Origin of the sequence: Gordonibacter sp. RACS_AR68, assembly GCF_030418485.1 — a bacterium.
Classification (GTDB): domain Bacteria; phylum Actinomycetota; class Coriobacteriia; order Coriobacteriales; family Eggerthellaceae; genus Gordonibacter; species Gordonibacter urolithinfaciens.
Genome location: NZ_JAIPUP010000001.1, coordinates 1 through 13,103 on the forward strand (window position 1 = coordinate 1; position 13,103 = coordinate 13,103).

General features: G+C 69.8%; 13 protein-coding genes. 3 read left to right on the top strand and 10 right to left on the bottom strand.

The genetic code is table 11. The features are described from left to right. From K9U15_RS00005 to K9U15_RS00015, 3 genes are all read right to left on the bottom strand, one after another. Positions 1–401: helix-turn-helix domain-containing protein (locus K9U15_RS00005; protein ID WP_301155374.1), on the bottom strand; the 401-nt coding region annotated here is incomplete at its 3' end. Between the two features lie 76 nt (positions 402–477). Beyond that, complete coding sequence (locus K9U15_RS00010) at positions 478–1,218, bottom strand: response regulator transcription factor (protein ID WP_301155375.1); 741 nt, start codon at positions 1,216–1,218, stop codon at positions 478–480. Further along, positions 1,215–2,327, bottom strand: a complete 1,113-nt coding sequence (locus K9U15_RS00015) for a sensor histidine kinase (RefSeq protein WP_301155376.1) — start codon at positions 2,325–2,327, stop codon at positions 1,215–1,217. Before K9U15_RS00015 ends, K9U15_RS00010 begins: the two co-directional genes overlap by 4 nt. A gap of 175 nt (positions 2,328–2,502) precedes the next feature. Between K9U15_RS00015 and K9U15_RS00020 the strand changes: the two genes are divergently transcribed. Genes K9U15_RS00020 through K9U15_RS00030 form a run of 3 tightly spaced genes read left to right on the top strand, consistent with a single transcriptional unit; the run spans position 2,503 to position 5,849 of the window. After that, positions 2,503–3,441 carry an ABC transporter ATP-binding protein gene (locus K9U15_RS00020; RefSeq protein ID WP_301155377.1) on the top strand — a complete coding sequence of 313 codons (939 nt, stop codon included), beginning with the start codon at positions 2,503–2,505 and terminating at the stop codon, positions 3,439–3,441. Positions 3,442–3,451: 10 nt separating this feature from the next. Then, positions 3,452–4,633: an ABC transporter permease gene (locus K9U15_RS00025; protein WP_301155378.1), complete on the top strand. Its 1,182-nt coding sequence runs from the start codon at positions 3,452–3,454 to the stop codon at positions 4,631–4,633. Next, a complete protein-coding gene (locus K9U15_RS00030; protein WP_301155379.1) occupies positions 4,620–5,849 on the top strand; it encodes an ABC transporter permease in 1,230 nt (409 codons plus the stop codon). The genes K9U15_RS00025 and K9U15_RS00030 overlap by 14 nt, the downstream gene beginning before the upstream one ends. 65 nt (positions 5,850–5,914) lie before the next feature. Here the strand turns inward: K9U15_RS00030 and K9U15_RS00035 are convergent, their stop codons facing one another. The 7 genes from K9U15_RS00035 to cpaB all read right to left on the bottom strand — a co-directional run bounded on the left by K9U15_RS00035 (position 5,915) and on the right by cpaB (position 13,091). Then, positions 5,915–6,379, bottom strand: coding sequence for a type II toxin-antitoxin system HicB family antitoxin (locus K9U15_RS00035; RefSeq protein ID WP_301155380.1), 465 nt, complete (start codon positions 6,377–6,379; stop codon positions 5,915–5,917). A gap of 20 nt (positions 6,380–6,399) precedes the next feature. Beyond that, positions 6,400–6,582, bottom strand: coding sequence for a type II toxin-antitoxin system HicA family toxin (locus K9U15_RS00040; protein WP_087190022.1), 183 nt, complete (start codon positions 6,580–6,582; stop codon positions 6,400–6,402). A 57-nt stretch (positions 6,583–6,639) separates the two neighbouring features. Next, a complete protein-coding gene (locus K9U15_RS00045) occupies positions 6,640–8,802 on the bottom strand; it encodes an RICIN domain-containing protein (RefSeq protein ID WP_301155381.1) in 2,163 nt (720 codons plus the stop codon). 14 nt (positions 8,803–8,816) lie between these two features. Then, positions 8,817–9,926, bottom strand: a complete 1,110-nt coding sequence (locus K9U15_RS00050) for a type II secretion system F family protein (RefSeq protein WP_241557676.1) — start codon at positions 9,924–9,926, stop codon at positions 8,817–8,819. 36 nt (positions 9,927–9,962) lie between these two features. Continuing rightward, positions 9,963–10,898, bottom strand: coding sequence for a type II secretion system F family protein (locus tag K9U15_RS00055; RefSeq protein WP_301155382.1), 936 nt, complete (start codon positions 10,896–10,898; stop codon positions 9,963–9,965). A gap of 119 nt (positions 10,899–11,017) precedes the next feature. After that, complete coding sequence (locus tag K9U15_RS00060; RefSeq protein ID WP_301155383.1) at positions 11,018–12,337, bottom strand: CpaF family protein; 1,320 nt, start codon at positions 12,335–12,337, stop codon at positions 11,018–11,020. Beyond that, positions 12,330–13,091: a Flp pilus assembly protein CpaB gene (gene cpaB / locus K9U15_RS00065; RefSeq protein ID WP_301155384.1), complete on the bottom strand. Its 762-nt coding sequence runs from the start codon at positions 13,089–13,091 to the stop codon at positions 12,330–12,332. The genes K9U15_RS00060 and cpaB overlap by 8 nt, the downstream gene beginning before the upstream one ends. Positions 13,092–13,103: the final 12 nt, after the last annotated feature.

A 13,103-nucleotide genomic window follows, 5' to 3' on the forward strand; every position in this document is an offset into this window, starting at 1 on the left:
CTGCGGGCGCGCCTCCTCGCGTCGAGGTGCGCCTCCCTCGGGTCGTAGGCCCCCTCGGCGCACCGGGCGAGCTCGCGGGCCACGGTGGTCCTGTGCACGCCCACCTTGAGGGCGATCTCGGCGGGGCCGCATCCCTGGGAGCTCATGGCCGCGATGTAGGCGCGGTCCTCGAAGGAGAGCCTCTGCCCGGCGCTGCGCCCCGCCGGAGCCGGGCCCTCCGGGTCGACCTCGTAGCCCATCGGCGCCACCATCCAATCCGGAGGCTCGCCCATATGGCTCCAGCGGAGCACCGCGCCGCGGTTCACCCCGCACGCCTCGGCGGCCCCGCGCACGGTGTCGCCGAGGCGAAGCCTCTCCCTGACGGCGTTCCAGTCATCGAGCGTGTACCTCGTCTTCGCCATTGCACCACATCCTAAGGTCGTGTGCAATGATCGGTTGAAACCGCCCCGTCCCCCTGTCACGCCCCGCGGAGCCCGGCTACCGTGCGCGGTAGTATGCGATGGCCAGCTGGGTGCGGTTCTTCAGCTGGAGCTTCTGCAGGATGGCGCTGATGTGATTGCGCACGGTGCCCTCGCTGATGTAGAGGGCGGCGGCTATCTCCTTGTTGTCCAGGCCCTCGGCCACCTGCTCCACGATGGCGTGCTCGCGCTCGGACAAAAGCTCGAGCGCGGCGGCGGCATGCGCCTGCTCGGCGCTCTGCGCCGGCGGCACCGCGGCAACGCCAGCAGGTGCCAGCCGTGCCGTGCCGGACGGCCCCCTGCCCTGCACGAGGGCTTCCACGCGGCCGAGCACCTCCCCGCCCAGCACGCTCTGGCCGGACGTCACCGTGCGCAGCGCCGGGGCGATGGTGGCCACCTCCTGCTTGATGAGGTAGCCCTTCGCGCCCAGGCGCAGCGCCCGCACGATATACTCGTCGTCTGAGAACGTGGTCAGGAACACGATGCGCGCCTCCGGGTGCGCGGCCAGGATGCGCTCGGCCGCCGCAAGGCCGTCCGTACCCGGCATCTGGATGTCCATGAGCAGCACGTCGGGCCGCTCGCGCTCGAACAGCGCCACGGCTGCCTCGCCGTCGCAGCCCTCGCCCGCAACGGCCACGTCGGGCTCGGCGGCCAGGATGGTGGCGAGCGACGTGGTGACGAACGGGTCGTCGTCCACGATGCACACGCGGATGCGCCCCTCCTGCGCCGCGGACGGGCCCGCGGCCTTCTCCTCGCTCATGGGATATCCTCCTTCGGTACGGTGACGAACACCTTGAAGCCCTGGTCGTAGTCGACGCGCAGCATGCCGCCCAGCGCGCGGGCGCGGTCGGACATGGTGGCCAGCCCGATGCCGCGAGCGGCCCCGGAGGCGGGCGCCGAGTCGGCCCCCTGCCGGTCGAGCACGGACGCGGGCGGCAGCACGGAGCCGTTGTCGTGCACGGCCAGCCGGTAGAACGCCGGGTAGGCGGCCACCGACACGGACACGCGGCTGGCGTCGGAGTGCTTGGAGGCGTTCGAAAGCGCCTCGCGGACAATGGCTATGAAGCCGTAGCCCACGTCGGACGGCACGTCGGACGCGCGGTAGTCGATGTCCACGGCGAGCGTCGTGAAGGCCTCGGCCGCCTCCCTCAGCTGGGTCTCCAGGTCGAACGCGTCGTCGTGCAGGTCGTGCACGCTGGCGCGGACCGTGCTCATGGCCTCGTGCAGCGTGGCCCCTACCTGCGCCAGCTCCGAGCGCACCCGCTCGTCGTCGCGGTGCACCACCTGCAGCGCCTCCACCTGCATGATGGAGCGCGTGAGCAGATGCCCCACGTTGTCGTGGATCTCGCGTGCGATGCGGCCGCGCTCGGCCAGCGTGGCCAACCTCACCTCGAGATCCTGCTTGTCGCGCAGCCCGCGGTTCTTCTCCTCCAGCGCAAGGGAGGTTTCCTGCACGTCATCGCGCAGGCGGCGGTACGCGGCAAGCTCGGTTTGGAAGCGGCGCGTGCGGTACGAGAGCAGAAGGGCCATGGCGCAGGCCAGCGCCATGAGGAGTGCGAGCACGGCTTCGAGGCGCACGAACGCCGAGAGCGCGGGGAGCAGCCAGCACCAGCGGATTGCCAGATGGTCATCGCGCGCGAGATCGTACACCGCGAGCGCCAGAAACGCGGCGAACGACGGCCACGCGAATGCTGCGAGCGCGTAGACAAGCGCCGGGACGAAGGCGAACCGCTCCGGCAGCGCCTCGCCGAGCGCAGAGGCGGCCACGGCCGCGAGCAGCGCGAGCAGCAGCGCGACCTCCCACGGCAGCACCGCGAAGCACGCGAGGCAGCACACGAGCACGATGGCCTTGTCGACGATTCTCTCCATGGGGGCCATGGTAGCAGGTCGCATGCGGCCGCACACGCCGCATGCGCGCATGCGCCGAGAATCCGTGACATTTGTCATGGGGCGGTCGGCGCGATCGATGACGGCACTCACTGGCGCGGCGGGCGCGATGAGGCCATCATGGAACCATCATCGAGGAGAAGGCAGGGAGATTCCCATGGAAGACATCATCGCGGTCGACAACCTGGTAAAGCGCTACGGCGACGTGGTGGCGCTCGACCACTTCGGCCTGCACATCGCGCCGGGCGAGGTGTTCGGCCTGTTGGGCCCAAACGGCTCGGGCAAGACCACCGCCATCAACTGCATGCTGCAGCTGCTCACCTACGACAAGGGCGCCATCCGCCTGTTCGGCGAGGACATGAAGCCGTCGCGCTACGACTTGAAGCGCCGCATCGGCGTGGTGCCGCAGAACGTGGCGGTGTTCGAGGAGCTCACCGTGCGCGGCAACATCGACTACTTCTGCGCGCTCTACGTCGACGACAAGCGCCGCCGCCGGGAGCTCGTGGAGGAGGCCATCGCGTTCGTGGGGCTGGAGGACTTCACGAAGTTCCGGCCGCGCAAGCTCTCGGGCGGCCTGCTGCGCCGACTGAACATCGCGTGCGGCATCGCGCACAAGCCCGAGCTCATCTTCTTCGACGAGCCCACCGTGGCCGTGGACCCGCAGAGCCGAAACGCCATCCTCGAGGGCATCCTGCGCCTGAACGCCCAGGGCTCCACCATCGTGTACACGAGCCATTACATGGAGGAGGTGGAGGACATCTGCACGCGCATCATGATCATGGATGCGGGGCGGGCGCTGGCCACCGGCACGAACGACGAGCTGAAGGCCATGATCGGCACGGGCGAGCGCATCCGCGTGGAGGTGGACGCGTGCGACGATGCCGTGCTGGCGGCCGTGCGCGCGCTGCCGTGCGTGCTGGGGGCATCCTTCGACGGGACCATGCTGGAGGCCGACTGCGGCAACGGCGCGCACAACGTGGCCGACGTGCTGGGAGCGCTCGCCGCACGCGGCGTGGCCACGGGGCGCATCTACGCCGAGCCGCCCACGTTGAACGACGTGTTCCTCGAGATCACCGGCAAAGCGCTCAGGGACTAGGGGGCCGACCATGTGGAACGCATTCAGAGGGGCGCTGGCGGTGCTCACGCGGAAGACGGAGCTCGCGGTGTGGGCGCTCGCCTTCCCCATCATCCTGTGCACCCTGTTCATGTTCATGTTCGCGAACCTCGACAGCTCGATGTCGTTCGAGGCCGTGCCCACGGCGGTGGTGGCCGACGATGCCTACCGCGCCGACGAGGAATTCTCCGCCCTGGTGGACGAGCTGTCCCAGCCCGGCGAAGACCAGCTGCTCGACGTGCGCGAGTTCGCCACCGCCGAGGAGGCGCGAGGATCGCTGGAGGCGGGCGACGTGATGGGCGTGCTGTCCGTGGATGGCGAGGGCGCGCCGCATCTGGCGGTGTCTCCCGTCTCCGACGGCGTGGGCACGAAGCAGATCGGCCGCACCATCCTGAACACGGTGGCCGACACCTACGTGCGCAACGCCGACCTGCTCAAGGGCATCGCGCATGACAACCCGATGGCGCTGGCCGACCCCGACCTGGTGGAGCGCGCGCTCTCGCAGGGCGACGCCACCGTGCAGGTGTCGCTCACGCGCAGCGAGCCCACGCAATCGGTGCGGTTCTACTACGCGCTTCTGGGCATGGCCTGCCTGTTCTGCGCGCAGATAGGGATGGTGGCCGTGTGCGAGGCGCAGCCGAACCTCTCGCCTTTGGGCGCGCGGCGGGCCGTGGGCGCCGTGAGCCGCGGGAAGACGCTCGCGGCCGCGCTGGCGGCCAGCTGGGTGCTGGCGACAGCGTGCCTTCTGGCGGCGCTGGCCTACATGCGCTTCACGGCGGGCATCGACTTCGCGGGCCGGGAGGTTGCCTGCATCGGGGCCATCGCGGTGTGCGCGCTGTTCTCCACCGCGTTCGGCACGCTTTTGGGGTCGCTTCCCAAGGTGGGGTTTGGCGTGAAGACGGGCCTGCTCACCGGCACGACCTGCCTGCTGTCGCTGTTCGCGGGGCTCTACGGCGAGCCGGTGATGAACATGGCCGACCAGCTGGCGCGCGACTATCCGCTGCTCGCCTCGCTCAACCCCGCCAAGGTGGTCACCGACACATTCTACAGCCTGTACTACTACGACTCGCTCGTGCCCTTCGCCGAGAAAGTCGGCCTGTTGCTTGCGATGACCGCCGTCGTGTTCGCCGTGTCCGCCCTGTTCGTGAGGAGGCAGCGCTATGCAAGTCTTTAAAACCGCCCTGCGCGTGGTGCTGACGCACCCGGTGTACGTGGTCGTGTACGTGGGTTTCTTGAGCCTTCTCGGCCTGTTCGTGGCCATGGGCGTCGCCCCCGACACGGAAGAAGGAAGCTATGAGGCGGCGAGGGAGCCGTTCGCCGTGGTGGATCGGGACGGCAGCGCGCTTTCCGAGCACCTGGCCGCGTTTCTGGGCGAGCACGGCGAGCGGATCGAAGTCGCCGATGACGCGTTCGCGATGCAGGACGCCGTGGCCAAGGGGCAGGCGAAGTGCGTGCTCGTGGTGCCCGAGGGGTACGAGCGCGCGTTCTTGGAGGCGGCGCGCTCGGGCGAGGACGTGCCCGCCGTCGAGGTGGCGTACAGCTACGGGACGATGGCCGGCACGCTGCTCGACCAGCAGGCGAACCAGTATTTGGGGCTCGTGCGGGCCGAGGCCGCGCTCGAGCCGGACGCAGCCGCGGCCGACGTGCTGGCGCGCGCCGACGGGGCCGCCGCCCAGACGGCGGACGTCGAGACGGTGCGGACGCAGGGCGGAGCCATACCGGCCGACCGCTTCGCCTTCTACCTCATGTGGTGCTCCTATACGCTCATGGCCGCCATCATCGTGTGCGTGAGCCTGCTCATGGGCGCGTTCAACCGCACCGACGTGCTGCGGCGCACGCAGGTGGGGCCTGTGGGCAGCGTGCGGCTGGGCCTGTGGAAGGCGGCCGCCAGCCTGCTGGTGACCATGGCGGTGTGCGCGGTGACCTGCGGCATCGGGCTTGCGGCGTTCGGGTACACGCTGGAGGGCGTGCCCGCAGGGGCCGTTGCGCTCATGCTGGCGGCGGCGTTCGCGCTGGCGCTCGTGCCGCTGGCGGTGGGCTTTCTTCTGGGGCAGCTGGGCGTGGGCGAGGCCACCACGAACGCGGTGGGCAACATCGGCGGCATGGTGATGGCGTTCATGGGCGGGGCGTGGATCAGCCTTGACCTGCTGGGCGCCGAGATTCAGACGGCGGCGAAGTTCTTCCCCACGTACTGGTACACCCAGGCCGTCACCGAGAGCGCGCACCTCGCCGAGGTCACCTGGGAGTCCGCCGCGCCGATTTTGGGCAACCTCGGCATCATCGTGCTGTTCGCGGCCGCCGTCTTCGCCGTGGCGCTTGCCGCAGGACGCGTGCGCATGCGCTCGGCGGAGGCTGGCGGCAACGCGGCCGCCAGCTTGACGGGGGCGTAGGGGGCACGGCGGCCGGAGCCTTGCCGCAGTCAGGCGCTCACGCGATGCACGCCGACGACCGGCCGCTACACCGCCTCCGTCTCCTTCGCAGGGGCGGAGGCGGCCTTCTTCCTGGGGCGGCCCGGCTTCGGGGGGTTAGCCTGGCGCTCGCGGATGCTCCACAGGTAGACGTAGTTGTCGCGGCCGATCTTCTTGGAGGCAAGCTGGCCCGAGCACACCATCTGCCGCACGCGCGCATCGCTCACGCCGAGCAGGCCCGCCGCCATCTTCGTGGTGAGTAGGCCGCGCTCGGTGTCCACATCCACCGAGATGGCCACGAGCAGGCCCTCGTGCTCCTCGGGGTACGTCGGCTTGGGAAGCGGCTTGTCCAGCTGGAGGTAGTCGTCAATCATGAGCCAAAGGGCGTCGGCGCCCATCTCGATAGCGTCTTGAACATCGTCGCCTTGCGTGACGATGTCGAAATCATTCAGGTAGGCGCAATAGCCAACCCATTCGTCCTTGACAATAAGAGCGGGGTACGTGTATCTCATGCCCTCTCCTTCCGCGAGGCTTACCGCCATCCGGCCCTTTTCCTGACATCCTCCCACATCCCCTTAGCCATCTCCCCGCGATGCATGGGCAGGATGATCCTCGTGCCGTCCTTTGATAGCTTCCGATGGGACCCTTTGCAGCCGTCGTCATGCCAGCCTTCGCGCAAGAGCCGACGGTATATCTCGAACGGTTTCGGCGGCATTTTTCACTCCCTTCACTATAACGCACGAGTAAGTATTACTCAAGAGCAAGGTTTATATCACGAGAGCGCGATGCCGTCGTAGGCGGGGGTGCGCCACAGGAGGTAGGCCGTGGTGTTGCAGGTGAGGCGGGCGCTGCGGAGCGGGAGGTCGGCCGCATCGGGGGCGGCGTAGGCGCCCAGGGCACACGATGCCTCGCGGACACGGCCCATGTCCTCGTACCAGGCGCTCGCCCCGCGGGCGAAGGACACGCGGTCGCCGTAGTGAAGAGATGCCGGGGACGGTAGCAAGGCCGACGGGTCGGGCAGCGGATGCTCGCATGCCTCGTCGAGAAAGTACGCGCGTGGCGAGGCCAGCAGGCAGGAGCGGTCGGCCTGGGCGTACGTCAGCTCCACGCGATTGCGCGCGAACAGGTCGAGGTCGCCTTCGACCAGACCGCCATCAACGAAGGCCTCGGTGCAGGACGCATCGCGGTACCAGCCGTCCACGCCGGCGCAACCGGGTTTCTCGGCAGCTTGCCAGGCGGCCTGCGGGGGCACGTAGGCGCTCCCGCGGTCGGGCTCTTCCACGAAGCACGGTTCCGGGTCGCCGTCCGCGAAGAAGCGCACGCGCACGCGGCGGGAGCGGACGTGCACCGACGCAGTTTCGACCTCGCCCCGATACGGCACGTTACCGTAGCGCGCGTACGCCCTCACCACGCAGGTGAGGTACGCACCTTCGTCGCCCTCCGCCACTTCGTACGCCGGCTCCTGGCTCGGCTCCCTCACGGTCTCCGCACGCTCCCCCGGCGACGCGCCGCGGTACCAGGCGTAGCGGTAGAACATGCCCGCTGTTCCCGGGTAGTTGCGCGGCAGGCACGCGCGATCAGGATCGGAAGGTGCGAGCACCGCACCTGGCTCGGCCTCGCAGGCCTTGCGCGCCTCGCCAGCATCGTCGGTCTCGCTTGCGCCCTCGACCTTGCCGGTCTCGCCAGAACCCTCGTCCTCGCCGGAGCTATCGATGCTGGAAAGCACCAGCGCACCCGGATCCCGCTCGCGGAACAGCGGCTCTTCCAGAGCCCAGTGCTGGTTGGGGTTGCTCCAATCGCCGTAGCAGTTCCATTGGGCGACGTTAGTGCCGTTGCCCTGCCCGCCACCCGCCAGGTCAAGGGCGCAGCCGGAGCATTCGGGCACGATCATATGGTAGCCCGTGCCCAGGTCGTGCAGCCAAAACGACTGGTTCCATCCTCCCGTGCCGCTCCAGAGGTGCACGTTGTCGCCGTCGTTCCAGTCGTTGCTGGACACATCGGCAAAAAGCGGCGCCTCGCCCGTGTGCACGGGCACGAGACATGTGCGGCCCTGGGCGCTCGTGAGCACGAGCCAGTGCTGGTTCGTGTAGTCCGACGCACTCCATGCCAGCATGTTGGTACCGTTGACAGCGCCGCCGCCGCTGGCATCGAGACGCAGGTGGGGAGCGGCTTCGGGACGCAAGGTGACGATTTTGCCCTGCCACGAACGATCGTCGACAAGCGGATGGTGCGGGATCAGCTGCGATGCCTCGGCCGTGGTGTTTATGCCGTTGGCGCTGTCGGGGGAGTCGCACCAGGCGTGCACCCCGGCCCACGACCACCAGTCCCAGACCTCCCGCCTTACGCGCAGGCGGTGCGTGGCATAGGGGCCTTGGAACCACGCGCTATCGTAGGTGGTATCGTAGAAGCCGCTCGTGGAGGACAGCCAGACCCCCGCCTCGTTGCGCACGAACGAGTCGACGTGAGTGTCGGGGTAGTCGGTAAACCACGTGGGCGACCAAGCGCCGCCGTTGGCGTAGTAGGATGTCACCGCTATCTCCACGAACAGCTCGGTCATGCGCCCGATGGTGGCATTGCTGCTCACCGCGAGCCACACCTTGCCGTTGCTGGAGTAGCCCCAGCCCCCGTCGTAGCCGAAGTGCGACCCGGGGTACGCCGTGCCGCCGGCATTCCCCCAGCTGCCGCCGCCCACGCCACCCCAGGCCAGGCGCGGCGCCAGCAGCAGCGTCAACGCCGCAGTGCCGCCCAGCCCCAAAAACGCGCGCCGCGAGATGCCGCGCCTCTGCGGCCTCCCACCCGGCGCCCCGCCGGGATGCACGGCGCCGGCGCCCGACGGTGCGGCACCAGCGTCGGCATCCGGACGCGCGGTGCCCGTTGCTGCGTCCCGCGGCCCGCCACCGCCAAAAGCCGCGCCGCTTCCCCGTTGCTCACCCATGGCAATCACCCTTCTCATTGCAGCGTATCGTTCAGGAACTTCAGCAGGTCGACCACCGTCGGCACGACGACGAGCGCGATGGTTGGCGGTAGGAAGCAGAACGACAGCACCACGTCCAGCTTCGTCGGCATCTTGCGGATGCGCTCGAGAGCCGCCGCCTGCGCCGTCTCGCGAGCAAGGGCCGCCTGCGACGACAGCCCCTCGGCAATGGACGAGCCCTGGCTCACCGCCTGGGCGAGCTGCGCGACGAACGCCGAGACGTCCCTGCTCGCGCACCGCGCGGCAAGATGGTCGAGCGCCTGCTCGCGGGAGTGCCCCAGCAGGTTCACCTCGCGGTCGACGGCCTCGAACTCGCCCGAAAGCGGAGGCCGGAGGTTCTGCGCCACCTCGCGGAAGCTCTGCTCGACCGGCGAGCCGGCCGCTATCGCGATGCCCAGCAGCTCCATGGCGTCGGGAAGCTGCGCCTCGATCGCCTGGCGCCGGCGGGCGGCTGCCTGCGCGATAGCAAGGCGCGGTGCCGTCCATCCGGCAACGGCGGCGGTGCCCACGACGGCGAGCGCCGCGATCGGAACCGCGCCTGCGGCCACCGCCCCGACGCCCGCCAACGCGCCGCATCCTGTCGCGGCCACGATGCGCAGCACGCGCCACGTCTCGGGCTCTATGCTCCACCCAGCCCGGGCTATCTCGGCACGGTACGCGTCGCCGTCGGCACGCGTCATGGGCAGCAAGCGCTCGACGCGCTTCGTGGCCGCCCCGAGGAAACGCCCCCGGGCGCCGCACGCGGCTGCGAGCGCGCGCCATGCGCCAGCGAGCCCATGGATGCGGACGCCCGAAAGCGAGCGCGATGCCTCCGCTTGCCGCCGTGCCGAACCTGACCTCGCAGCCGCCCGCCGTTGCGCCGTGCCCGACCGCTCGTCCGCCCTTAGGCGTGCGTTCCCCGTCCCCTCCCGTGCGCCCGGGTCTCCACACGCCGTTCGAGGCCGGTCGCCCACCGGTACCTCGCCCATCTTCACGCGCCCGGTGCGCTGCGGGGCAAACCTCCTTACCAGCACCTCGTAGACAGCGCATGCGGCACCGCCTCCCAGAACCAGCAGCACGATAGCCGCGATCCACGATCCTTCCATTGCCCCGCCCCTCTTTCCATCTGCCGTGCAGGCCGTTTACCTTCGATCGAGCGACGTGACGGCATGCGCCAGCGCCAGGCCGACCGCTTCCATAACCGACGCCGCGCCGAGCACGGCCCAGCCGAGCGGCTCGGTCGTGTAGAAACGCGCGAAATCGGCGTTCATCGCGTACATGATGAGGAAGATGGCGGGCATGGCTCCGGCGACGAACCACTTCGCCAGGCGCGTCCCCGCCACCTCCACCTTGAGCTCGCGCGCCGCTTTCAGACGGGCGTTCACGCGCGACGAGACCAGGGCGAGGGCGGCAGCGACGCTGCCGCCGCTGCCCTGGCGCATCCGCGCCGCCGAGGCGAGGGTCCTCACGTCCTCGCTCTGAGTGCGGTGCGCCATGCCTTCGAGCGCCTCGTGCAGGGGCATGCCGTAGGTTGCATCGGCCAGCACGCGCGCGATCTCGCCATGAAGGGGATCGTCCATATGCACGAGGGCGACGCGCAGCGCACGCTCCAGCGTGAGCGAGCTGCGCAGGCTGGCCGCTATCTGCGGAAGCGCATGGGCAAGCTGGACGTCCAGCAGCTCGCTGCGCTTGCGACAACGCTGGCGCAAGCGCAGGTAGGCCAGCGCAGGCACGGCACCTGCCACCACCGCCCCGAATGCGACGACCCCGCTCGCCGCACCCGCGCACGCGCCCACCAGCACAGCCGTTCCAGCCGTAGCGGCAACCCCCTGCCGCGCTGTCAGCCCGATGCCTGCGGCGCAGAGCAACCTGCCAAGCGGCGTGTCGCGCTCCGGGCCGGAAGGCGCGCGCCGGATCGGAAGCTCGACTTGCGCCGAACGGCCGGGCAGTCCGCCCGAAGCCGCCGAGGCGGCCCAAGCCCGCTGCGCAAGCCGCTCCTCCCTCACGCAGCCGAGCGTTCTCGCCGCCAGCACGGCGCATAGCGCCATGATGGCGGTCGATGCAACTAAGTAGACCATCGCCTTCCTCCTCTTTCGACCTTGGGCGCAACCGCCCCGGCACCAACTGCTCTCAGCGACCGGGCAGGTCGGCGCCTTCGCCTGGACCACCCGCGGGCCTTCAGCAAGCAGAAGCCCCCCTATTCCGCGAAAAACCACGCAGGGTCGAACCAGACGCCCGCCGCCCTCATCCGCTCCTTGATGTGCTGGGGCTGGATGCCGCATGCCCGCCAGGCGCCCACCACCCAGCCATCGTCATCCACTCCGGCCACGTCGTAGGCGAACAGCTCGGCGCGCGGGATGACCGCGCCGCCCTCGGGCAGCGGATCGACTGCCACGATGCTCGTGATCCGGCGGTTCCCGTCCTGCAGCCGCTCGACGTGCACGATGAGCCCGCCCGAGAGCGACTCGGCTATCTGCTGCATGATCACCTCGCGGTTCAGGTCGCCGTCGGCGTAACCCACCATGGTGCGCAGGCGGCTGATGGCGTTGCCGGGGTCGTTCGCATGCACCGTGGTCATGGAGCCGGGGTGGTCGGTCTGCATGGCCTGCAGCATGTCGTAGGCCTCTGCGCCCCGGCACTCGCCCACGATGATGCGGTCGGGGCGGCGCCTGAGCGCGATGCCCACCAGCTCGCGCATGCTCACCGCGCCCTCGCCTTCCACGTTCGCCTCGCGCGTCTGCATTCGCTCCGTGTGAGGCGTACGCAGGCGCAGCTCGGGTGTGTCCTCCAACGTGATGACGCGCTCGCCTACGGGAATGAACTCCGATAGCGCATTCAGGAGCGTGGTCTTGCCCGAGCCGGTGCCTCCCGAGACAACGATGGGGCAGCGTGCCGCCACGGCCGAGCGGAGGAAGTCGGACATGGCGGGCGTGAGCGCGCCGGCACGCTCAAGGTCACCCATGCCCATCAGGTCCTCCTTGAACATGCGCAGGTTGAGCGCCGGTCCGTCAGGGGCGAGCGGCGGCACGACGAACGTGGCGCGCGCCCGGCCGCCGGGCAGCATGGCGCATCCCATGGCGTGCGCCTCGTCGCAGCGGACGCCGGCCTGCTCGGCTATCTTGTCGATGATCCTCCGCACATGCCCGGCATCGTCGAAGGCGATGTCCGGCCGATACTCCAACAGACCTGCCCGCTCCACGTACACGATGGGAGGCAGGAACGGCAGCGATGGATCTGACAGGTCCACGCCGCCCCCGTTCACCATTACCTCCGTGATGGACCCGTCGTCGAGCAGCGGTTGGAGCGGTCCGTAGTACAGGAAGTCATCGACGAGCGCCTGGGCGAGCGCCTGCGCCTCGCCAGGTTCCAGCTGCGCACCGTAGTCGAGCCTCAACTCGCCAACCGCCTCGACCACCAGCTGCTCCACCTGGGACGGGCTCGCGGTCAGGCCGCCGAGCCTTGCCGCCACCTCGTCGCGCACGGAGGCCTTGAGCGCGCGCTCGAGCGCCTTATCCATCGACGGCCTCCTCCGCTGCATGAGCCGTTCCCGCCTCCGGCGCTTCGCCGCCCCCCACCCCGAAACCACCTGCAGGCCCGTCCCCCGTCTCGCCGGCCGCCGTAGGCTCCACGAGCGCCGGCATGAGCACGAGGCTCACCTTTCCCGCCCATTGCGCAGCGCGCACGGCATCTGCCTGCTCGGGCGTCACCTCCAGCGTTACGGACGCGTAGGCGCCGTCCCCGCCCACGCGGTCGCCGTCGAGCGAGACGATGCGCACGTCGTCGCAGATGGTAGACAGGAAGGCCTCCCCCGAAGCCGCGCCTTCCAGGGCGACCACCCTCACGCGGTCCGACGGACGCAGCTGGCCCGCCAGGCCCGACTCGGCATCTACCGCCACCGTCACGGCTTGCCGACCTGCGGCGAGCGCCGCCGACAGGCGAGCGCCGTCCGCACGTCCGGACACCGCCGCCGGCGTGACCTGGGTGCCAGCGGGCAGGTCGGCCAGCGCGCGCTGGCCGACGGGCGAAGCGGAGCCCTCGAGGACGTCGGCACCGAGCGCGGTCTGCACGCGCAGGCTGCGCGGCACCGAGCGCACCTCGAGCGACGAGGCCGCGAGCACGTCCCCCGCCCGTATGTCGGCGGCGGCCACCAGCGTGGGCTGCGCGTCCGCGCTCGCAGCCTCCACCATCGCTTGCGCGGACAGCGCCGCCCACGTGCCGTAAGCCGCCGCAACCAGCGCGACCGCCACCGAGGCTGCCGCTACGGCGGCCAAGCTCTTGACCCG

Coding starts and splice junctions, on each gene's coding strand:
- K9U15_RS00040 (WP_087190022.1), bottom strand. CDS start 6,582: ATGCCGCCGAAACCGTTCGAGATATACCGTCGGCTCTTGCGCGAAGGC.
- K9U15_RS00055 (WP_301155382.1), bottom strand. CDS start 10,898: ATGGTCTACTTAGTTGCATCGACCGCCATCATGGCGCTATGCGCCGTG.
- K9U15_RS00025 (WP_301155378.1), top strand. CDS start 3,452: ATGTGGAACGCATTCAGAGGGGCGCTGGCGGTGCTCACGCGGAAGACG.
- K9U15_RS00010 (WP_301155375.1), bottom strand. CDS start 1,218: ATGAGCGAGGAGAAGGCCGCGGGCCCGTCCGCGGCGCAGGAGGGGCGC.
- K9U15_RS00050 (WP_241557676.1), bottom strand. CDS start 9,926: ATGGAAGGATCGTGGATCGCGGCTATCGTGCTGCTGGTTCTGGGAGGC.
- K9U15_RS00030 (WP_301155379.1), top strand. CDS start 4,620: ATGCAAGTCTTTAAAACCGCCCTGCGCGTGGTGCTGACGCACCCGGTG.
- K9U15_RS00035 (WP_301155380.1), bottom strand. CDS start 6,379: ATGAGATACACGTACCCCGCTCTTATTGTCAAGGACGAATGGGTTGGC.
- K9U15_RS00020 (WP_301155377.1), top strand. CDS start 2,503: ATGGAAGACATCATCGCGGTCGACAACCTGGTAAAGCGCTACGGCGAC.
- K9U15_RS00060 (WP_301155383.1), bottom strand. CDS start 12,337: ATGGATAAGGCGCTCGAGCGCGCGCTCAAGGCCTCCGTGCGCGACGAG.
- K9U15_RS00045 (WP_301155381.1), bottom strand. CDS start 8,802: ATGGGTGAGCAACGGGGAAGCGGCGCGGCTTTTGGCGGTGGCGGGCCG.
- K9U15_RS00015 (WP_301155376.1), bottom strand. CDS start 2,327: ATGGAGAGAATCGTCGACAAGGCCATCGTGCTCGTGTGCTGCCTCGCG.